The organism is Nostoc sp., from assembly GCF_036917465.1.
Classification (GTDB): domain Bacteria; phylum Cyanobacteriota; class Cyanobacteriia; order Cyanobacteriales; family Nostocaceae; genus Nostoc.
Map to the genome: position 1 here is coordinate 52,148 of NZ_JBALDL010000085.1, position 22,377 is coordinate 74,524.

General features: G+C 41.8%; 17 protein-coding genes and 1 pseudogene. 10 read left to right on the forward strand and 8 right to left on the reverse strand.

Annotated elements, in window-relative coordinates; translation table 11 throughout:
* Positions 1–104 precede the first annotated feature (104 nt).
* The 3 genes from V7K38_RS20000 to V7K38_RS20010 all read left to right on the forward strand — a co-directional run bounded on the left by V7K38_RS20000 (position 105) and on the right by V7K38_RS20010 (position 5,127).
* Positions 105–2,087, forward strand: coding sequence for a primary-amine oxidase (locus V7K38_RS20000; RefSeq protein ID WP_334860138.1), 1,983 nt, complete (start codon positions 105–107; stop codon positions 2,085–2,087).
* Between the two features lie 119 nt (positions 2,088–2,206).
* Positions 2,207–2,776 carry a peptidylprolyl isomerase gene (locus V7K38_RS20005; RefSeq protein WP_334860139.1) on the forward strand — a complete coding sequence of 190 codons (570 nt, stop codon included), beginning with the start codon at positions 2,207–2,209 and terminating at the stop codon, positions 2,774–2,776.
* A 470-nt stretch (positions 2,777–3,246) separates the two neighbouring features.
* Positions 3,247–5,127 carry an ABC transporter ATP-binding protein gene (locus V7K38_RS20010; protein ID WP_334860140.1) on the forward strand — a complete coding sequence of 627 codons (1,881 nt, stop codon included), beginning with the start codon at positions 3,247–3,249 and terminating at the stop codon, positions 5,125–5,127.
* A gap of 256 nt (positions 5,128–5,383) precedes the next feature.
* Here the strand turns inward: V7K38_RS20010 and V7K38_RS20015 are convergent.
* The 6 genes and pseudogenes from V7K38_RS20015 to V7K38_RS20040 form a co-directional block, all read right to left on the reverse strand.
* Positions 5,384–5,602 (reverse strand): annotated as a pseudogene (locus V7K38_RS20015) (zinc finger domain-containing protein); the annotation flags it as partial.
* A gap of 45 nt (positions 5,603–5,647) precedes the next feature.
* On the reverse strand, positions 5,648–8,320 hold the full coding sequence (locus V7K38_RS20020) for a tetratricopeptide repeat protein (protein ID WP_334860142.1): 2,673 nt from the start codon (positions 8,318–8,320) through the stop codon (positions 5,648–5,650).
* 387 nt (positions 8,321–8,707) lie between these two features.
* Entirely contained in the window at positions 8,708–9,103 is a 396-nt protein-coding gene (locus V7K38_RS20025; protein WP_334860143.1) for a hypothetical protein, read from the reverse strand.
* Positions 9,104–9,219: 116 nt separating this feature from the next.
* A complete protein-coding gene (locus V7K38_RS20030) occupies positions 9,220–9,492 on the reverse strand; it encodes a hypothetical protein (RefSeq protein ID WP_334860144.1) in 273 nt (90 codons plus the stop codon).
* Positions 9,493–9,595: 103 nt separating this feature from the next.
* Positions 9,596–12,472: an isoleucine--tRNA ligase gene (gene ileS / locus V7K38_RS20035; RefSeq protein WP_334860370.1), complete on the reverse strand. Its 2,877-nt coding sequence runs from the start codon at positions 12,470–12,472 to the stop codon at positions 9,596–9,598.
* A gap of 298 nt (positions 12,473–12,770) precedes the next feature.
* The gene (locus V7K38_RS20040; RefSeq protein ID WP_334860145.1) at positions 12,771–13,208 is read right to left on the reverse strand and encodes a hypothetical protein; all 438 of its coding nucleotides are present in this window, start codon (positions 13,206–13,208) and stop codon (positions 12,771–12,773) included.
* 163 nt (positions 13,209–13,371) lie between these two features.
* Between V7K38_RS20040 and V7K38_RS20045 the strand changes: the two genes are divergently transcribed.
* Positions 13,372–13,632 carry a hypothetical protein gene (locus V7K38_RS20045; RefSeq protein ID WP_334860146.1) on the forward strand — a complete coding sequence of 87 codons (261 nt, stop codon included), beginning with the start codon at positions 13,372–13,374 and terminating at the stop codon, positions 13,630–13,632.
* A 118-nt stretch (positions 13,633–13,750) separates the two neighbouring features.
* Here the strand turns inward: V7K38_RS20045 and V7K38_RS20050 are convergent, their stop codons facing one another.
* Complete coding sequence (locus V7K38_RS20050) at positions 13,751–14,131, reverse strand: endonuclease domain-containing protein (protein ID WP_334860147.1); 381 nt, start codon at positions 14,129–14,131, stop codon at positions 13,751–13,753.
* Positions 14,132–14,925: 794 nt separating this feature from the next.
* Here V7K38_RS20050 and V7K38_RS20055 point away from each other — a divergent pair.
* The 6 genes from V7K38_RS20055 to V7K38_RS20080 all read left to right on the forward strand — a co-directional run bounded on the left by V7K38_RS20055 (position 14,926) and on the right by V7K38_RS20080 (position 20,331).
* The gene (locus V7K38_RS20055; protein WP_334860148.1) at positions 14,926–15,294 is read left to right on the forward strand and encodes a Crp/Fnr family transcriptional regulator; all 369 of its coding nucleotides are present in this window, start codon (positions 14,926–14,928) and stop codon (positions 15,292–15,294) included.
* Between the two features lie 181 nt (positions 15,295–15,475).
* The gene (locus V7K38_RS20060) at positions 15,476–15,841 is read left to right on the forward strand and encodes a Lin0512 family protein (protein WP_334860149.1); all 366 of its coding nucleotides are present in this window, start codon (positions 15,476–15,478) and stop codon (positions 15,839–15,841) included.
* Positions 15,842–16,010: 169 nt separating this feature from the next.
* Positions 16,011–17,369 (forward strand): aromatic ring-hydroxylating dioxygenase subunit alpha, encoded by a 1,359-nt coding sequence (locus tag V7K38_RS20065; protein ID WP_334860150.1) that lies wholly within the window; start codon positions 16,011–16,013, stop codon positions 17,367–17,369.
* A 165-nt stretch (positions 17,370–17,534) separates the two neighbouring features.
* Positions 17,535–17,873, forward strand: a complete 339-nt coding sequence (locus V7K38_RS20070; protein ID WP_334860151.1) for a hypothetical protein — start codon at positions 17,535–17,537, stop codon at positions 17,871–17,873.
* A gap of 150 nt (positions 17,874–18,023) precedes the next feature.
* Positions 18,024–19,211, forward strand: coding sequence for an AbrB family transcriptional regulator (locus V7K38_RS20075; protein ID WP_334860152.1), 1,188 nt, complete (start codon positions 18,024–18,026; stop codon positions 19,209–19,211).
* Positions 19,212–19,515: 304 nt separating this feature from the next.
* Complete coding sequence (locus tag V7K38_RS20080) at positions 19,516–20,331, forward strand: DUF1838 domain-containing protein (protein WP_334860153.1); 816 nt, start codon at positions 19,516–19,518, stop codon at positions 20,329–20,331.
* Between the two features lie 378 nt (positions 20,332–20,709).
* Here V7K38_RS20080 and glsA read toward each other — a convergent pair whose 3' ends face one another.
* On the reverse strand, positions 20,710–21,693 hold the full coding sequence (glsA, locus tag V7K38_RS20085) for a glutaminase A (protein ID WP_334860154.1): 984 nt from the start codon (positions 21,691–21,693) through the stop codon (positions 20,710–20,712).
* Positions 21,694–22,377: the final 684 nt, after the last annotated feature.

Sequence of the window (22,377 nt, forward strand, 5' to 3'; positions counted from 1 at the left end):
GGATACTGTTAACAAATTAATTTGGCGTTAGTTTCTTAATCTATCGGTTTCTGAGCTATTGCTTAGAAATAGATAACTATACGTCTTTTGTAAAAATGTAAAAGATGACTAAGCGGCTAAAGCGTTTTTTGTGGCTAGCTATTGCCATAATTGTTTTCATATCTATCTCACTAGGACTAATGGGAATATTGACGGCTCAACAGCCTTCGATTTCCCATCCTCTCACTTCACTAACCGAGGTAGAAATTAGTACAGCTGTTTCGATCATCCAAAAAGAAAAAACTTTGAGCGAAATGGCAGTTTTTCCACTCATTGCTTTACAAGAACCAGATAAAGAAGAAGTTCTAAAATTTACACCGGGTAAAGCTTTTGAGCGAAAAGCTTTTTTGGTAATCTATGAGCGATCGCAAAACAAAACTTATGAGGGAATTGTTGATCTAAAAAGCAAAACCTTAAATTCCTGGAAAGAAATCCCCTCTGTTCAACCTGCGATCGTCAATCCAGAATATGAACTGGCAACTCAGGTAGTTAAAGCCGATCCCCGATGGCAAAAAGCAATGCTAAGGCGGGGAATTACCGATTTCGATCGAGTCAAAATCAGTTCATGGGCCCCAGGAATCTTGACTAAACAGGAAGAAGTGGCAGGTAATCGTCTTTGTCGCAGTTTATCTTACTACCAGGGACAACACTGGAATTATTACGGTAGTCCCATTGAAGGAGTGGTAGTAACTGTAAATTTGAACACAGGTAAAGTTGTCAGTTTTGTTGATCAGGGAAACGTACCTTTCTCTAAAGAAAACTGGAACTATGATATAAAATCTTTGGGCAAATTACTTTCAGCGCCTAAAGTATTAAAACTTCTCCAACCTAATGGTAAAAGTTTTGAAATTAAAGACAATCAAATTAGCTGGCAAGGTTGGAAGTTTCGGTATTTAATGCATCCCCGTAGTGGATTGGCATTGTATCAAGTGACATACGATGATGGGAAAAATGTCAGACCAGTTTTATACCGCGCTAGCCTATCGGAAATGGTAGTTCCTTACGGCGATCCAAATCCCACTTGGTCATTCAGAAATGCCTTTGATGTTGGGGAATACAACCTTGGTTTGCTAGCAAATACGATGGAGTTAGGTAAGGAAATTCCTGAAAACGGTTTGTTGCTGGATGCTGTATTTGCTAATGAGCAGGGAGAACCTTATAAGATACCAGGGGTTGTTGGTATTTATGAACGCGATCGCGGAATGCTGTGGAAACACTATGATTACAATACTCGCCGTAATGATGTCCGTCGCAGTCGAGAATTAGTTATGACGATGACTGCGGCTGTTGACAACTATGATTACAGCCTTAATTGGATCTTTCACCAGGATGGGACTTTGGAAGTCCAAAATGAACTAACGGGTATCGTGCTGGCGCAGGGAACGGCAGCAGAAAAGCAATCTGAGGATAATTCCAATGGTCGGCTAATCGCTAAAAATATCTTTGGAGTAAATCACCAGCACTTTTTCAACTATCGCCTAGATTTCGATGTCGATGGTCAAGCTAATTCTGTGATGGAAATGAACGTGAAAGCTTTGCCGATGGATGAGAAAAATCCATTAGGAAATGCGATCGCAATTACAGAAACCCCACTCACAAAAGAAACGGCTGCTGTGCGCGATTTGGATATGAAAAGCAGTCGGGAATGGATGATTGTGAATGCAGACAAGAAAAATCTGCTAGGGGCTGCACCTGGATATATGCTGATGCCTGATGGAAACTCCATATTTTTCCCTGTGGAAGGCTCGAAAATCCGTCAACGGGCAGAATTTGCAACTCATCACGTTTGGGTAACAAAATATAAACCTGCTGAACTCTATGCTGGAGGCGATTATCCCAACCAAACTCAACCAGGGCAAGGTTTACCAAAATATATTACCGACGATGAATCCTTGATGGGTGAAGATATCGTGCTGTGGTACACAATGGGCGTAACTCATATTCCGCGATCGGAAGATTGGCCTGTAATGCCCGTTCACCGAGTTGGCTTTAAGCTAGTCCCTAGAGGATTCTTTAGCCGGAATCCAGCCATAAATTTACCTGAGTAAAATGTTTGTTGGCTCAAGTTTCCTTCCTTCAGTCTTTTTGTCATGCCTAAAGGCGGTAACTTGAATGCTGATAGACTTGTAGAGGTCAAATACTGGCACTTATTAAAGTAGGATATCTAATGAACTTTCCAGAAATTAATATTCCCGGTAATGGCAAGCTGCACGCTCGTTTAATTACTTCCTTGGGTGAAATCGTAGTTCGTTTGGAAGAAGAACTAACTCCCAACACCGTCAAAAATTTTGTTGGTCTAGCAACCGGAACTATCGACTGGAAAGACCCTAAAACTGGTGAATCTGTTAAGGGGACTCCAGCTTACGATGGAGTTCGCTTTCACCGAGTCATCCCTGATTTTATGATTCAGTGTGGCGATCCCCTGAGTCGTTATCTAGATACAGCCAGCCGATGGGGTACTGGTGGCCCAGGATATCAATTTGAGGATGAGTTTCATCCTGAATTGAGACACACTGGTGCAGGTATCCTGTCGATGGCTAATGCCGGACGCGGTACAAATGGTTCGCAATGGTTCATTACAGAAGCACCAACACCTCACCTTGACAACAAACACAGTGTTTTTGGTGAAGTTGTCCAAGGTCTAGATATAGTTAGCAAGATTGCTAATGTGCCTACGACTAGAGATCGTCCGAATCAAGAAGTGGTGTTACAAAAAGTAGAAATTTTTCGGCAGTAATTAACACCATTTCCCTAAAATTTATATGTCTCATGATTTTAGGGAAATGGTATATGGCGGTTCCCATTCAGATGCGATACAAGATTAATCGCAAAGTGTAGGGACACGGCAGTGCCGTGTCCCTACCGATGAATCAACCGAGAACCGCTATAACAGTCTCTTATACCAATTTAATGTGAAGTTGCACATATCTTGATCCCCCTGAATCCCCCTTTTTAAGGGGGACTTGAATAGATGTTTTTCCGGTTTCCCCCTTATTAAGGGGAGCCAGCGCGGTCTTGGGGGTTTCCCCCATGAGCGACTGGCGTGGGCTAGGGGGGATCGAATTATATGCAGCTTCCTAGAAAATTGGTATTAGGTCTTAATAGTAGTCTTGGGGTTTTTATCTTAGGCATGATATCAGAGTAGGAGGCCAAACACTACTTTAAACATGCGTATTTTTTTATAAACATTAATATAATGCTCTTACTATGAGCATCTACCAATTCCTCAAAAAATCTTATACGCAACCTCGTCGGCGTGAAAATGACTGGCGATTGTTTTTGCGTTTAGTGCCTTATGCCCGTCGTAACGGGCAACTATTGGCACTCTCAATGTCCCTACTCGTACCGATCGCACTAGCTAATGCCATCCAACCTCTGTTGATTGGCCAACTTATTTCTCTAATTCGCCATGAACCAAGCACTTACGAATTTCTCAGGAATCGTCCCTTATCCCAAGGGCTAAATATCCTGGAGGGATTATTGTTTGTGGCGATCGCAATCCGATTGGTTTTAACAGGCTACCAGGGTTATTTAGTACAAAAACTAGGGCAACAAATCACCGCCGTAATTCGCCAAGACTTATTTCAGCATGTAACATCCCTAGCAGTAAGGTTTTTTGACCGCACACCCGTAGGTAAATTAATCACCAGAATCACCAGCGATGTGGAAGTGCTAGGCGATGTCTTTTCTACTGGGGCAATTGGCATTGTGTCCAATATGTTTTCTATGCTGGTGATTTTGGGTTTAATGTTCTCCATTCAATGGCAACTCACTTGCTTGTTGCTATTTATGCTGTTACCAGTTACGTGGTTAATTGTTTACATTCAGCAACAGTACCGCAAAGCCAACTACAAAGGGCGGGAAGAACTTTCTACATTGAACTCACAGTTACAAGAAAATGTCCTTGGTATTAATGTTGTGCAGTTGTTCCGCAGAGAAAAATTTAATGCCGAACTCTTTCGCGCCACCAACAGCCGTTACACTGAGCAAATGGATCAAACCATTTTTTATGATTCATTTATTTCAGCAGCCTTAGAATGGATTGGGCTGATTGCGATCGCAGCTGTTTTGTGCATGGGTGGTTGGTTACTTTTAGGAAAAAGTTTATCTTTTGGGACTTTATCTGCATTTATCTTGTATGCCCAGCAACTATTTGACCCTTTAAGGGACTTTGCCGAAAAATTTACGGTAATTCAAGCGGGTTTTACTGCTATTGAGCGTGTAGGCGATATATTAGATGAACCGATAGAAATCCGCGATCGCGCCAACGTCCGCTTCTCAATATTTGATGCTAAATTCGGTTACATTGACGAGATCGTTGCAAATTTAGAATCTCCAGATATCACTTCTCCACCAGAACTAGGAGAGATTCGCTTTGATGGCGTTTGGTTTGCTTACAAAAATGATGATTATGTCATTAAAGACTTAGATTTCACCATTCGTCCTGGTGAAAAAGTCGCATTAGTCGGCCCCACCGGTGCGGGTAAAACTTCGATCATCCGGCTTTTGTGCCGCCTCTACGAACCCACCAAAGGACGTATTCTCATCGATGGCGTAGATATTCGAGAAGTGCCACAAGCCGAACTACGGCGCTACATGGCAGTAATTTTACAAGAAGGCTTTTTGTTTGCTGGGGATGTTAAAAGCAACATTTCTTTAGGAGATGGCTATACCATTGAACAGATTCAAGAAGCAGCAGAGCAAACCAATATTGCCCAGTTTATAGAAGAACTACCCCAAGGTTATGATACTCAACTTCGAGAACGGGGGACAAATATTTCTAGTGGTCAAAAGCAACTTTTAGCCTTTGCGCGGGCTGCCATTCGCAATCCCCAAATTTTGGTACTAGATGAAGCTACTGCTAGTTTAGATGTTGGCACAGAAGCTTCAGTTCAAGAGGCATTAAATCAGCTATTGCTCAGACGTACCGCCATTATTATCGCTCACCGCTTATCTACAATTCGCAATGTAGACCGAATTTTTGTTTTGAAGCGTGGCGAATTAATCGAACAGGGAAGTCACGATCAATTACTCGAACAAGGAGGACTTTATGCCACTCTGCATAACTTGCAGATGTTGGGAACTTAAGAGGATGAATGAACAAGTCCTCTTTTCGGTATCAAAAGTTTTAGATCCCTCTAAATCTCCCGATAAATTGGGAGACTTTGATTCCAGTCCCCCCCTTTTTAAGGCTACAGTGTACACACATCTCTGTTACAAACCCAAAATCGTTGGAGATCCCCCTAAATCCCCCTTAAAAAGGGGGACTTTAAGAGACTTTTGCCCCCCTTTTTAAGGGGGGTTGGGGGGATCAAAAGCCTATGAAGCCACTCTCAAAGACTTTTTACTCTCCGGCTAAGGCTGCAACACACCGATCGCAAATTAAGGGATGTTCTGCTGATTCTCCTACATGAGTAGAGTAATTCCAACAGCGATCGCACTTCGTGTAGGTTTTGCCAACGCATTTTTCGCCGTCAGCATTCACTACACCAGTTACCCAGTCTTCTGTTTGTGCTGTATATTTTAATTTTTGTAGCGCATCAGCAGAATCTAATAATTCCACTCAACTAATTGTTTTCTCCACTCTCAATTGCACAAAACCAATATTTTAATTACGAATTAATTTTTTAATAAATCGCCACAGCAGGGAAAAGGGTAAAATCAATATCGCCTTTAATATTTGCATCAAGTGACCTAATCGACCTTTGCGAATAGCGGGGGGATTAGACTGGCGTTGCAGGATTGCTAGATTTTCTCGAACTGTCGCTGTAGTGGGATGATTAACGCCTAACACCCGTTGGCACATTGCCAGGGCTTCAATGTACAGAGGTTCGGCATCGCTGTACCGTCTTTGGCCATTGTAGAGCAAAGCTAAATTGTTCAAGCTAGTAGCTACATCGGGATGGTCGCCATCAAACAGGCGCTTTCTCATTGCCAGGGCATCGCTTAAGAGGGGTTCGGCTTCGCTGTACCGCCCTTGGTTTTTGTAGAGCAAAGCTAAATTGTTCAAGCTAGTAGCCACATTGGGATGTTCCCCAGCAAATAGGCTCTTTGCCATTGCCAAAGCTTCTGTGAACAGAGGTTCGGCTTCGCTGTAGCGTCTTTGGCTATCGTAGAGGTAAGCTAAATTGTTCAAGCCACCAGCCACATTAGGATGACCGCCTGGAAACAGACGCTTTCTCATTGCTAAAGCTTCAATATAAAGAAATTCGGCTTCACTATACCTCCTTTGGCTATTGTAGAGTAATGCTAAATTGTTCAAGCTATTAGCTACATCGGGATGGTCGCCTATAAACAGGCGCTTTTTCATCCCCAAAGCTTCAATCAATAAAGATTCAGCTTCACTGTATTGCTTTTGGTTATTGTAGAGGAGAGCTAAATTGTTCAAACTAGTAGCTACATTGGGATGGTCGCCATTAAATAGGCGCTTTGTCATTTCTAAGGCTTTAATGTATAGAGCTTCGGCTTCACTGTACCTTCTTTGGGAACGGTACAGTGCTGCTAAATTGTTTAAGCTACCAGCCACGTTGGAATGGTCGCCGACAAACAGGCGCTTTGTCATTTCCAGGGCTTGGATGTAGAGAGGTTCGGCTTTACCGTACTTCCCTTGACTATAGTAGAGCGCTGCTAAATTGTTCAAGCTAGTAGCCACATGAATATGGTCATCATTAAACAGGCGCTTTGTCATTTCTAAGGCTTTAATGCAGAAAGGTTCGGCTTGAGTGTACTGTCCTTGGCTATGATAAAATGCTGCTAAATGGTCTAGGCTGGCAGCCACATGAGTATGGTCATTAGCAAACAGAAACTCGCAAACTTTGACGCATTCCTTATACCAAGGTTCTGCTAATTGATATAATCCTTGTCCCTCGTAAAATCTTCCCACCCCGTCAAATACCCAAGCTACTTCATCATTGGGGACTGAAGCTGAAGAAATTATCTGTGCCTCTTTTGCTTGTTTTATCTCTGCAATTATACGTTTTCCCAGGTCTTCGAGATGGGGAATAACATCCCTCAAGCCTTCGATATGCTCGGAGGTGGGTGAACCAGGAAAGATTTGGGCAAAGCCTATCATCGCAGTAGTAAAGGTTGTTTCCAAAACTAATTTCATCTCGCCAGCATCGGCTAACTGCCCTTGCAAAAACCACCGTACTAAAGCATGAATTTTATAACATCCTGCTCTTTCTTCTAAGAGTTGCAGCAAGTTGCACCCGTAGAGTTGCTTTTTAGCTGCGTTTAATTCATCTTCTGACCAAGTTAGCTGTTTTTGTTCCTGATTTTCTGTTTCCCCTCCACCTATCGCTACCCGAATAACTAAATCCCAAAGAATCTGTACAGGAGAAAATAAACTCAAAAATATTCCTAGTTGTTGCGCCAGTGGGTCGAGTTCTGACCAAGTTAAAGCAAAGGCGGCTTTGACTCCCAGTTGAGTTGAGTTGAGATTTTCCCGGTCTTGTAAAGCTGCTTCTGCTAATTTACGTTTTTGCAATCGCCCAAACATGATATCTAAAGATATGTCCGGGTCGCGTACTAAATAGCCTCCCACTAACTCTATGCCCAAGGGCAAATATTCTAGACATTCACATATTGCTGTTGCGGCTTGTGGTTGATTTTCAACTCGCCTATCTGTTTTCCTCAACAGTCGTTTTAACAGTTCTAAGGCTTTACCTGGTTCGTTTTGGGGCGAGAGAACATCTAAGGCAATCTCTTGAATAAAATTTGCGTCTAAATCCCGCAGTCGAGTAGTAATTAAGACTCGAAAGCGGTTATCCTTGGGAACGACTTGGCGGAGGTTGTCTAAATCAGTTACGTCATCGAAGACAATTAAAATCGGCAAGGCAGAGTTAAAATATCTAGACCAACACCAGGCGACTTGTTGTTTAAGGCTTAAAAATTTTCCTCCTAATTCTTGGGGAATCTCCAAACGTAACTGCAATGAGAAAAACTCTAAAACTTCGGCGGCGAGATTGCTTTCTCTGTCGTTAAACCAAGCAATTCCCCCATAATCTTGTTCGTATCGTCTGGCGTACTGGGTAGCTAATTCAGTTTTGCCCACGCCACCCATTCCCGCTATTGCTACATAATTTCCTCGCTGTAAGTCTTCATGCACCATTGTCAGTTCCGTTTCTCGCCCGACGAAGTTGACGGAACCGCGATAAGGAATAGATTTTGTGGGAGTTAACTGTTTCTGCCCTTGAATAATTTGAGTCCCAATATTAACTTGAGAACCAGGGGCGGCGTAAGCGCCAATTTTGTCAGCAAACTTCCCAGAGTCTTCAGGCATATAATAGTTAAATTTTGCTGTTCATAAAAACTAAAAGACTTCTTTCTTTTTCCGCTACGGTGTATACACAAGTCTGAAGTCGTTGATAAATATTGGTTTTACCCCACCCTAACCCTCCCCTTATAAAGGCTACGGTGTATACACAAGTCTTCTAGAGTTGCGCCACAGGCTTTTGATCCCCCCAACCCCCCTTAAGAAGGGGGGCAAAAACCTCTTAAAGTCCCCCTTCTTAAGGGGGATTTAGGGGGATCTCCAACGATTTTGGGTCTGTACAGAGATGTGTGTACACCATAGCCTTATAAAGGGGAGGGAACTAGATTTCCTGTTTCCCTTCCCTTGTAGGGAAGGGGCTGGGGGTTAGGTCACACGCTAACTTATAGTGATAATTTAAAAAGACTGATTTTCAATATTACCTGTCCCACCTGGCATAACTACCTGACCAATTTTATCTGCTAATTTTTGCAGGTTAGGCATAGCTAGAATTTCCGCAAACTTGGGATTTGGTTCTGTTTTAGCTGCGGCTGCCAATTCCTCTACAGCTTGAGCCACTTCAGGATTAGCTTGAGCCGCAGATTGCACTTCTAATACAGCCTTGCCATAATCGAGTGGTTGGTCTGATGCTTTCTCTATAGCAGCTACAGTATCAGGAGAGTGTTTTTTGAGGATGACGAGAAACTGACCAGTCTTATCTAATAAAACTTCTGTTACCTTTTCGGTGGTTTTTTCTAAGGCTTTGGTGGCTATTATAGTGCCAATTGCGATCGCCGCAGTCTCAAGTATCATATCCTGCCCATGACTATGTATATCTTATTTACTATTAACACACCGTTTTAGTTCTAAATTCCGCAATTAAGTTCAAAAATTTAGATATAACTGAGTTTTTTAGATATTTAAATATTTTATTGCTTTTTTTTACACACTGCGTTGTGTACAGTCTTTCTATTTTTGAGTGTTTGGCGGTGCGTTAGGCTGAAGCCGTAACGCACCCTACTGGCTTTAAGTATAAACTCATGCGTTTTATTAATAAACTCATGCGTTTCATTAACAAACTCATGCGTTTCATTAATAAACTCATGCGTTTCATTAATAAACTCATGCGTTTCATTGATAAACTCATGCGTTTCATTAACAAACTCGTGCGTTTCATTAATAAAAGCATAAGGGACTTCCAAATAAAAAAATACTCAACTACTTATTGTGGGGTGGGCAACATGAGCGCCCGTAGTCAAAGGCGCTCATATTGCCCACCCCACAAGAGTTATGAGTTTTATTCTGTTAAAACTCTCCAGCTAAGGCTGCAACACAGCGATCGCAAATTAAGGGATGTTCTGCTGATTCTCCCACATGAGTAGAGTAGTTCCAACAGCGATCGCATTTTTGCCCCTCTGCGTTTACTATCCCAATTCCCCAGTCTTCCGTTTGCAGTGTATATTTTAATCCTTGCAATCCTTCAGCAGAATCTAATAATTCCACCTGAGAAGTCAGCAATAAATACCGCAGTTCGTCTATCCCGTTACCCTTAACCGGGTTAAAGGCTTTGATAGCATCGCCTAACTGTTTGTGGGGTATATGAATCAAAGCTTTCGCTTCCAGGGAAGAACCAATTAATTTTTCTATCCTGGCTTGTTCTAACACCTTGTTAACATCCGTGCGGAGTTGTCGCAGCGCCTCCCAAAATTCTGCCAATTCTGGATTACGCCATTTTTCCTCAATTAGTACCCAACCGGCTTCAAACACCGATTTGTAAGGTGTTTTATAGGGGAGATATTGCCATATATCTTCGGCGGTGTGGGATAATACTGGTGCGATCGCTCGTGCTAAGTTATCTAAAGCTATCTTCAGCACCGTTTGACAACTGCGACGGCGGAAAGCATCCTTTGCACTGATGTATAACCTATCTTTGGCAACATCTAAATAAAAGTTGGATAAATCCACCACACAGAAATTCTGCACTGTTTGGAAAAAGCGGAAGAATTGGAAACTCTCAAAGGCTTCGGTTACTTCCTCAAATACCTCAGTTATGCGATGCAGCATATAACGGTCAAGTTCTGGCAATTCCTCAAAAGGAACTGTATCTTTTTCTGGGTCAAAATCATCCAAGCTACCCAGCAAAAACCGCGCCGTATTACGAATTTTGCCTCTAACATCGTTCATCTGCTTGATGATGTTTTTCCCAATGCGAACATCGCCGGAGTAATCTACCGATGATACCCACAATCTCAAGACATCTGCACCGTAAGCCGGTTCTACTTTTTGATTTTTCCCGCCTTCAATGATTGTATTTGGGTCAACCACATTTCCTTCTGACTTGCTCATTTTCCGGCCTTGTTCGTCTAAAGCGAAGCCGTGAGTTAGGACAGTTTTGTAAGGTGCAATGTCATTTACCGCTACACTGGTGAGCAAGCTTGACTGAAACCAACCGCGATGTTGGTCGGAACCTTCCAAATATATATCAGCAGGGTAGTGTAACTCTGGACGCTGTTGGACTACAGATGCCCAAGATGAGCCAGAATCAAACCATACATCCATTGTGTCTGTACCTCTGCGGTAAGACTTACCATTATTGCGATAAGATTCGGGTAATAACTCCTGAACGGATAATTCCCACCAAGCATCAGAACCTTTTTCTGCGATAATTGCTTGGGCGTGGTTGATAATTTCTTCATTCAGCAGTGCTTCCCCCGTGGCTTCATCGTAGAAAACGGGAATAGGTACACCCCAAGCACGTTGACGAGAGATACACCAATCGGAACGTTCCGCCACCATTGGCGTGATGCGATTTTCACCTTGGGCTGGAATCCATTTTACCGTAGCGATCGCCTTTAATGCTTCTTCTCTAAATCCTTCCACGGAAGCAAACCACTGTTCAGTAGCGCGGAAAATCGTCGGCTTCTTCGTCCGCCAATCATAAGGATACTTGTGGGGATATGCTTCTTCTTTCAACAAAGAACCAGCCGCATTTAAGGCATCAATTACCGCCTGATTCCCATCACCCAGCACATTTAACCCCGCAAATTCTCCTGCTTCTTCGGTAAAATTGCCGTTATCATCCACTGGTGCAAGGATGGGCAAACCGTAACGCTGACCAACGATGTAATCTTCTTGACCATGACCGGGTGCGGTATGTACCAACCCAGTACCCGACTCAGTTGTGATGTAATCGCCACCCACAACAATCGGACTTTCTCGGTCAAATAGGGGATGACGGTAAGTAGTATGTTCTAAGTCATTCCCCTTAAAGGTGGCTTTGAGAGTTAACTCGACTCCCAAAGTTGAAGATAAACGTTCGATTAAATCAGCAGCAACGATGAGGTATTTGAAATTACTTTGCGCCTCTGGATGAGAAACTTCCACCACTGCATAGTTCAAATCTGCATTCACCGCCACCGCCAAATTTGCCGGAATAGTCCACGGTGTAGTTGTCCAGATAGCCACACCCAAATCAGACTGATATTCTGCCAACAGTGGTTTTACAGCTTCCGCCAAACTTGTGATTGCAAAAGCTGCATAGATACTGCGAGAAACGTGACCTTCAGGATATTCCAACTCAGCTTCAGCCAAAGCGGTTTTAGAACTCGGACTCCAGTGAACCGGCTTCAAACCGCGATAGATGTAGCCTTTTAAGAACATCTGACCAAACACACCAATTTGAGCCGCTTCATAAGCCGGCTTCAGAGTTAGATAAGGGTTATCCCAATCACCCCAAATACCGTAGCGTTTAAAGTTTTGGCGCTGGTTATCTACCGCAGCTAGGGCAAATTCTTCCGCTTTTTGGCGCAGTTGTAAAGGCGTTAAATTTTGCCGTTCTGCTGACTTCATATTCTGCAAAACTTTTAACTCAATCGGTAAACCGTGACAATCCCAACCAGGAACGTAGCGAACTTTACGCCCTTGTAACATTTGGTAGCGATTAATAATATCTTTGAGAATTTTATTTAAGGCATGACCAATATGGAGTGAGCCATTAGCGTAGGGAGGCCCATCGTGCAGTATAAATAATTCGCCGGGGTTATTTTCAAAGAGGCGATCGTAAATTTTATTTTCTTCCCAAAATTTTTGGATTTCCGGCTCACGCTTGATAGCGTTTGCCCGCATCTCAAAGCTAGTCTTGGGTAGGTTTACAGTATCTTTGTAACTTCCTGATTCGGTCACAGTCTCATGCCTAAAATTAGGTGTGCAGGTTTTATCAATTATAGAAGATGGCATGGAAACCAAAATTCCCTATTTGAACGGGAGTTCGAGAAACTTCTCCCTGTGTTGAATTTTCGTTATATAAAGTTGCAAATAAAAGATAGGATTCCACAAGGGCATAGGCGTAGCCCGTCGTAGACATCACTCCTATAAAATTCAGATGGATTAAACGTAGGTTGGGTTGACGTAAGGAAACCCAACTTACATTTAATGCACAAATTTAGCATTGACACGGCACTAGATTTATGCAGTCAGTGGATTATTGCAGCAAAGGAGTTGTACCGTTACCGTTAATTAACGCATTCGCAATTGCAGCTTGAGCAGGTTGACTGGCAAGAACCGCTACAATTGGAGCAGCTTTTGAACTAGATTGTTTATTTCTTTTTCCATTAGAGCCGCCAGCCTTGGAATACTCTATACTGTTTCTACCGTAGATAGTTGCAACTCCACTTAGCATTCGTTCAGACATTTCGGAGAGGGCTTTATCCATCTGGGTTACTGTCTTACGCGATTCTTCAAGATTGGACACAAGCGTGTTATGAGCTTCTAAAGTCGCACGGGTAGTATTGATGAGGTGGTTGTAGGCTTCAATGGTTAATCCATGTCCTAAATCCAGATTTTCATCAACGGATTTAAGCAAGGCGAGACGAAGTTGGGCTTTGTCAACAGCAGCAGAACCACGAGTTCTTAAAGACATGAGATATCCTTTTTTTTATAATTCCTTTTTCAACATAGTGGAGTATCCTTTTGCCTGAGATGGGTAGTTTTGTGGATTTATTTCATTAAAGTTACAACTAAATAATTACGAGCTTATGTGTATTTTTACTCATTTTTTATATCGATTTGTTGTTTGAGAATAAGTGCAATCAGCAAATGCGATCGCTAAATCAACAAATGCGATCGCTAAATCAGCAAATGCGATCGCCAAATCAACAAATGCGAACCCCGAATCAGCAAATGCGATCGCCAAATCAACAAATGCGATCGCCAAATCAACAAATGCGATCGCCGAATCAACAAATGCGAACCCCGAATCAGCAAATGCGATCGCCGAATCAACAAATGCGAACCCCGAATCAACAAATGCGAACCCCGAATCAACATTAGAAAGAAAAAACTAGAACATCTAATTCCCTCCTTTTTATAATCCGGTGTACACAAGTCGAATTACCCCCCTTAATCCCCCTTTCTAAGGGGGGAAAAAAGGAATCTAGTTCCCTCCCCTTTATAAGGGGAGGGTTAGGGTGGGGTAACTTCCCTCAACCTACAAATAACTTCTCTAATCTTATCCACCACACCATCAATATCTTGATAAACTTCTGGATTTGTAAATCTCAAAATCCTTGTACCTTTTGATTCCAAAAAGGCTTGGCGATCGCGGTCATATTCTGGAACTCCATCTTGATAGTGACTATCACCATCAATTTCTATGGCAAGTCTCAATTCCGAAGAATAAAAATCCACTACAAATCTGTCAATACTGTATTGTCTGCGAAATTTACAGCTTTCAATTTGTTCATTTCTAAGTTTTGCCCACACTATTTTTTCAGATGGGGGCATATTGTTTCTGAGAGTTTGCCGTTTTTGCTTTTCTGATGTTTGGTTATACAGTTTTGTCATCAGCGTTTTCATATTCCTGGAATGTGCTTATTATTCCCTGGATTACTCCCCTTAATCCCCCCTTAGAAAGGGGGGAAAAAAGAAATTTAGTTCCCTCCCCTTTATAAGGGGAGGGTTAGGGTGGGGTAATTCAATAACCTGCGGACTGTGGTTACTATTTCCTGGAAGACGAAAATAAAATCCAATGACAGAATCAGCTAGAAGAACGCCTAAAAAAGTTAGCAGAAATATATTAGGTATCGGCTTTGGCGGTGGTGCGTAGGCGTAGCCCGTCGTAGACATCGCCTCTGGGGTATTCACAACACACATTGATAAAATTAATCTCCCGTTAATACAAAAACATCCCCTTTACGCATCGTTAACTTTAAGCATCATTGCTACCTTGATATTTATCGCTTTAGGTTGGCTGATTACCAAACGTAAATAAAGTAAATTCTTCGGAGAAACTATGCAAATAAAAGCACATGACCACAGAACAGTTACAAAACTTGATCCGTAATCCCCCGATAAATTGGGGGACTTAAGAGCTTTTTGCCTGCCTTTTTAAAGGGGGTTGGGGGGATCAAAAGCCTGTAGCGCAACTCTAGAAGACTTGTGTGTACACCGTAGCTCCGACTCGGAGAGGGACGATTTTGCCTAGTAAAACCAGGGAAAGGTTTTTAGACGATTAGGGGACTAATCAGGAATTTTGTGGAGATTGAGAGTTAACCAACATAAAGTAGTATACTTTTTTGGGTTCGCCTAAAGCTATCAAAAAGTTTCGTCTAAAAACCAATAATTTTGGGGTTGCTCTAATGCTAAGTCCTGTATTAACAGTCAGTATCTTTCAAAAACAACCCGATCCTCAAGCATTTTCAACAGGCGAAGTCATCTTTGAAGAAGGACAGTCTGGTGATAAAATCTACGGCATTCTGGAAGGAGAGGTAGATATATTAGTCAATGGCAAGGTTGTAGAAACCATTGAAACGGGCGAAGTTTTTGGTGTTGGGATACTTGTAGGAGTAAAAAATAGAACTTACACAGCTATTGCTAAGGTGGATAGCAAACTAGCTTTCCTTAATCACGAAGGGTTTCTCTTTGCTGTTCAGGAAACACCCATGTTTGCTATACAGGTGATGAAAAGTTACTCAGAGCGTCTGAGTCGCTTGCAGCGTATGATCTAAATCACCTTAGCCGATATAAGTTCCAAAACTAATCAGAATCTGCCACGAATTTTACCTCCTTCCCAGAAGGCCATAGATATATTCTCTTGCTTGGGGAGTTACAAGTCAGTATTCAGAGAACTCTAGATTCTGGCTTTTGACTCCTGATTAATATAAAGGTGCAAATTTACCGGAGATAGTAATGGTGCGTAAACGGTTGATTATTGAGATGGGAATGGGAATAGATCAACATGGACAAGAACCAACAGTAGCAGCATCTAGGGCAGTAAGGAATGCGATCGCTCACAATGCTTTACCTGGTGTTTGGGAAGTCGCAGGTTTAAATCACCCCAATGAAATGATTATAGAAGTTCAGGTAGCAGTGCCATACCCAGAGCAAGTTAGAGAAGAAGAGGTATTAGCTGTATTACCATTTGGTCGCAAAAGCCTTACCGTAGAATCTGGGGGGATGATAGTTCAAGGGCGGGCGATTCCCGAACTCAACGATAAAAATGATGAAATGTTAATTGCGATCGCAGCTGTTACAGTTCTGATCGAAAGTGATTAACTGAGGTAAAAAATACAACACTTAGTTAATCAAATGACATATCTAAATAGGAACCTTTCAGCGCCTTTATATTGTTAAATGTTCCAGTTTTAACCTAAAAACATTCTACCTCTAGGACTAATAATTTCCTGATTCAAAGGTATAAGATTATAAAAACCTGGAGAAAAATATGTCATTAGAAACAGAGACACTACAGGCAACACCACCAACTTCTACCTTTGAAACACTTGAAGAAAAGCAGGAATTTAACTGGAGGCAATGTTGGTATCCCGTCACTTTCGTGCAAGACTTACCTGCCAACCGCCCTCATAGCTTTTCCTTGTACGATGAACCTTTGGTTTTGTTCAAAAACCAAAATGGACAATTTATCTGTTTAACAGATCGTTGTTCTCACCGTACAGCCAAACTTTCTGAAGGACAAATTATTGACGGCAAAATTGAGTGTTTATACCACGGTTGGCAGTTTGGCAGTGATGGTCAATGTCTGCACATTCCCCAATTACCAGCAGATGCGAAAATTCCAGCGAATGCTTGCGTGCAATCCTTTAAAGTTGTGGAACGCCAAGGCATGATTTGGGTTTGGGCTGGCGAAAAAGAAACTGCTGTTGATGAAATTATCCCGATTTTACCAGATTTAGACAAGCCAGGATTTGTGCCTACAGACTTTATCTTGGATCTACCTTATGACCAAACATATTTAATAGAGAACGTCATCGATCCGGCTCATGTTGCTATTAGCCATGATGGGATGAGAGGTGGTAGTAATCGCAAAAATGCCCAACCGCTAGAAATGGAAGTACTAAAGAGTTCGGTTCAGGGAATTCAAGGTAGGTGGCGGGGAATTAATAAATCAAATGAAGCCTGGAAGTATATTGATTTTGTGGCTCCAAGTCTTGTTTTGAACAATGCTTATATTGAAGATAAAGGCTGGACATTTGGACTAGCTTTGTACTCTATTCCTTTAGGCAAAGGGCGATGCCGTCTTCTAGCTAGAGGTTATCGTAATTTCATGAATTTGGGAGTAAAGCTCAGACCTCGCTGGCTGGATCACTTAAATACTAACAAAATATTAGAGCAAGATTTGCCTCTCATTGTAGGACAACAATTAGAAATAGAGCGCTTACAAACAAGTCTCAAAGAGCTATATTTGCCTCTGAAAACATCTGACACATTAGTGATTGAGTACCGCAAGTGGCTAGATAAATTTGGATCGTCTTTGCCTTTTTATCAAGGTTATTCTACATGGAAGAATGTTGAGAATGACGAGTTAAATCCAACACCGATTTTGCTAGATAGATTCTCGCGGCACACACTTATTTGTAGTTCATGCAATCGAGCTTATAGAGTTACAAATACAGTCAAACAAAGTTGTATAGGGGTAGCGATCGCTCTAGCTGCTGGAGCGATACTTGCAGATGACTTTAAAATCAAAATAGCTGCAATATCGCTTTCTGTAGCAGCAGTTGCAATGTCTGCTATGACACAAAGACTCAAAACTCATTTTGAGCGTTCCTACACTCGTCATTAAAATCGGGGCTGGGGATTGGAGTCAGAATTCTTCCCAAAACTTAATCTTTAATCGATCATATTTAGTCATGATGAAGTTAGCGGCTCTGCGCTAAAGTAAAAATATTGGGATCAAAATCTCTGGCAGTAAGTTCAAATACCACTAATCCTTACCACTGCGGCGATAATGTCTCAAGAGCATAACGAATCACTCCAAATTCAGGAGATCACCAAACTAAAGCCGAAACACTTTGCTGATTTAGTCAGATCGGCACAATTGATTTTCGACCCCACAGCCGGAGTTTCGGGAAGACATATCACAGTTGACTGGGAACAATTCGGAATTCCCCATGATGTGGCAGACAATCTCAGATCCCTTGGTCAGCAGTACCAATATGCATCTCCTCACATCCCTGTTGAAGTCATTTGGAGTCAATTAACTCCCGAAACTCGTATTTGGTTCGTTCAAAACAAAGATCGGTTATGGCAGCTTGAAGAAGCTTTCCCAGCCCTTGACGAAGATTAAATGGCTGAAGCATTAAAAGGAATATAAATTTATTTGTAGGGGCATAGCGATCGCGCTATACCCCTATGCTCTCTCTATAGCGATTCTTGGATGCGTACAGCAGTTTTCCTTTACATTCTGTAAGTTAAATTAATAAAAAAGCTCCTATAGATGAATCAAATCGTAAGTGTTGCTCCCAGCTTGGAAGAACACACTCATGAAAATCCTGTTGTCACCAATAAACAACAGCTATTTACAAAGCAACTAATTGTCCTTGTCTTGGAAATGCTTCTAGCATTACCTCTAGGTTTACTCCTTGCCAAGTTTCAAATTGGCAGGATTGCCTGGATATTTGGCGGGATTGCTGCTGGTACAGTAGTTCTTCAAGGGTGTCGAATTTTTTATCAATATTCCCCCAAACCTAACCGCACTGCAAGAAAAGTAGGAATGGCACTTGTAGGTTTAACTGTCGGCGCTTCCAATACCCACGGTAATCTAGCTAGTGTTGCTTCTGGTATTCCCATATTTATTTTTTTGACATTGTTTCTGCTGCTGAGTGGAACCTGTATTGGTTATATTTACGCCCGTCTTAGCAAAACCAACCTATTGACAGCAATGCTGGCAACAGTTCCTGGTGGTGTAGGAATTATGGCTGCGATCGCAGCCGATTACAATAAAAATGTCAGCTTAGTTGCCCTAGTTCAAGCAATTCGCGTCACCTCAGTAGTTGTTTTGATCCCCTTCATCGCTAGGACATCAACTACTAATTACTATCCCCAAACACTCCCAATCAACGCTGCTTGGCTCAATTTCGATCCATCTCAACTAGAATTACTTTTGTTAATACTCCTAATCACTGGATTAGTAGTTTATCCAGCTATATTATTTAAAATTCCCGCAGGCGATTTCTTTGGTGCATTGTTGATTGGTATCGGGTTTAATCCCTTACTAAATTGGCTGCCTTTTGTGGGTGATATTAGTTTTAGTCCGCCACCTTTAATTAACTTATTGGGTCAAATGCTACTGGGAATTACCATTGGTGAATATTGGGGAGACAAACCCAACTTTCAGAAGCGGACTGTGGCTTATGCCTTAGTATCTGTAGGGATGACCCTCATCGCCGGAGCGATCGCTGCTATGCTTGCTATGCAATTCACTTCTTGGGACTGGTTAACCTGTCTGCTAGTCACAGCACCAGGAGGATCGGCAGAAATGATTTTGGTTTCCCTAGCATTGAATCATAATGTTGAAATCGTCACAGCTGGTCATTTAGTGCGACTGATTGCGATTAATAGTTCCCTACCTCTTTGGCTATTTTTGTTTCGCCGTCTCGATGAGCAACTTTCTGAATCAGTTTGATTGAATTGGGAATTGGGCATTGGGCAAAAGAGCGGTGTTTTATGCTTGTTTGCAAGTAAGCTGAAAACTATCTGAATTAGCATAATCAAAAGCTCATTAATGGAGTTCAAAGGCTCATTAATGGAGTTCAAAGGCTCATTAATGGAGTTCAAAGGCTTATTAATGGAGTTCAAAGGCTCATTAATGGAGTTCAAAGGCTCATTAATGGAGTTCAAAGCCTCATTAATGGAGTTCAAATGATAAAGATGCAACTTGAATGCTGGTTAGTTATCCTTTTGTTATTCAAACACTAAGGATGTTTTAGATGGTTGCCCAAATCCAAGAACTTGAAGCGCAGCACTGGGTTAAAACTCGTTCTTCCCTCGATCCTAGCGAATCTACTTTCCTGATTTGGAAAGGTAAAATTTATGCCTTTATCCCTGGCGAGAAAAGACAACTCTTGTTTAAGATGCTGGGATTGAGTGTTAGCCGATGCATTCCCACAGCAGAGGGTAGCTGGGACTTTACTTCTAGAGAACTGACTTACTACCTCAACCCGAAAACAGATGAAGTATTACGCAAATGGGAGAATCCTTGGACAAGCGAGATAGTTCCGGTAATCCACGTTGCGAATAATCCAGTGCAGGGTAAGTTTGAGGGGAATTTTCCTGCACAAGTAGATGGTGATAGCACAACTTTCGTTTTTGATATATTTCCCTATTATCCCAATCCCCTCGCAAGCGATCGCAAATTTGCCGAATACAGCCCGACTCAAATTTATCAGGCAGCCGAATTATTTAAATTAACAGTGCCAACCGCAGATTTATTCAACACAGCCCTCTCTTCAGTTTCTGAACTCAAACTGAGTTGGGATCGGATTGGTCAGTGGCTTCCCTGGATGAAAATGGGCGATCGCCCCGGTCAACTAATCTACAGTGCTGTTGGCAGCAAAGTCAATGGTTTAACAGAACTACCCCCACTGCTGCAAGACGAAATTAATAACCGTATTCCTCTATATAAACAAGCCCCAAAAGCCTTGATAGATGGCGAAGATATGACTTCTTGGTTGTACTTTCAAAAGCACTTTTCAGCTTACTTGGCTGGTGAAATCTTCCCGCTTCCCCAAGCAGAAGAATTCTAAACTAAATAGAGGACACGCGAAGAGATGATAATTTAGAGTTCGGTGACTATATCTATAATATTGAGTTCAACAAACCTTCCCCCGCCTTAATCTTGTGTTCCAATTTTTCTCTCTCCGCCTCGGAGCTACGGTGTACACACAAGTCTAATTACCCCCCTTAATCCCCCCTTGGAAAGGTGGGAAACAAGAGAATTTCTTTCCCTCACCTTTCTAAGGGGAGGGTTAGGGTGTGGTAATTCAAGGACTGGTAGTGATTCGATAACTTGTGTGTACACCATAGCCGCCTCGGAGAGGGACAGGTTTTGCGTAGTAAAACCAGGGAGAGGTCTTTTTATTAGGCTGATTAGACACAAACTATATAACTCGTCGAATTCTGCTTCAATCAAATTTCACCTGTTGATCTGAACAATCAAATAGATGTAAACCTAACCGTTGGGAAAGTTCTTCACATACCTTCACCCCCCGCACACTATTACCACGCGCATCTAGTGGCGGCGAAAAAACTCCAATGCCCATTTTATTGGGTACAACGGCGATAATCCCGCCACAAATACCGCTTTTCGCCGGAATCCCAATTTTGTAAGCCCACTCACCCGCAAAGTTGTACATTCCGCAGGTGTACATGACACTCAGAATATCTTTGATGTAACGTTTATCTACCGCCTGTTCTTTGCTGATGGGGTTTATACCTTTGTTAGCCAAGGTAGCCGCCATCACTGCTAAGTCTTGGCAATTCACCATCACAGCACACTGCTGGAAATAAAGATCCAGCGACTCTTCAATATTCCGGTCAATCATGCCAAAGTTGAGCATCAGATGCGCCATTGCGCGGTTGCGATGTCCGGTACTGCGTTCTGAGGTAAAAACTGAAATGTCAACGAACACATCCCGGCCAATATATCGCTTGAACATCTCCAGTGTTCGGTTAAGACGTTCCGTTGGGTCGGAACCTTTAATTAAGCTGGTGGTTGCGATTGCACCAGCGTTTACCATTGGATTATAAGGGCGCTTCGATTGCTCATCTAAAACAATCGCGTTGAATGCATCCCCCGTTGGTTCCACGCCAACTCTAGTTAAAACGTAATCAAGTCCATGATCTTCTAAAGCAAGTCCATAAGCAAAGACTTTAGAAATCGACTGAATGGTAAAAAGTTGGTCATAGTCTCCAACTTTGTAAATCTGACCATCCACTGTGACAATGCAAATACTGAATAAATCAGGGTTTGCCTTCGCCAGTTCTGGAATATATTTAGCTACTGCACCCTCTTGCAGTAACTTGTACTGAGAATGCAATTCCTTAAGAACAGCTAATAATGGCGATGAATCTATTTCTAAATCTCTTTGATTTACTTGGCTTGTCATCAGGTTGGTAGCATTCCCCAAAATACTCACTATATATAGTAGGTTGCATCTGTACCTCCCTACAATTAGCAAGATTTTGGAAAAGACAGCTTGCTGTAAAAAATCATCCTTGAGCAATTACTTAGGTCTCTAAATATTCACTGTGCTTGTTAATACTATTTATCGGCGATCGCCAAGATTTCCTAATTTTTTCATCGTTAATCACAAAAAATCTTAAGTTGAGTATTTTTCTTTATTTTATACTCAGTAATACGGTAATAGTAAGTGATGTTTATCACCTATATACGTCGAGTTATGGGGGATAAAAGTCATCATTAATCTAAGTAGAGAAAATAAGTTAAACTTCAACTGATTTGCATAATTATCTGAGATGTAACTCATGTCATGACTTATTTACAGGGAAATCTAAATATTTAATTAAATAAACTATTTTAAGTATTTATGCTGATGCCATTTTATTAAAGTTATATTATCTTCCTTATAGGAAATAGTAAAAATACATGTTATCTATAATACACGAATAGTAGTGAGCCTTTAGAACATAAGTCAATAGGGTATCGTCACTTTGGCGTGCAATAAACGTAAAGTTTTTTTAAGAAATTTTGGAGTAGCATAAAAAAGCGTTACATAGCCAAAGTCCGCTTTTGAGAAAGGTTTCACGCTTAAATTTGGAACTTTAATTTA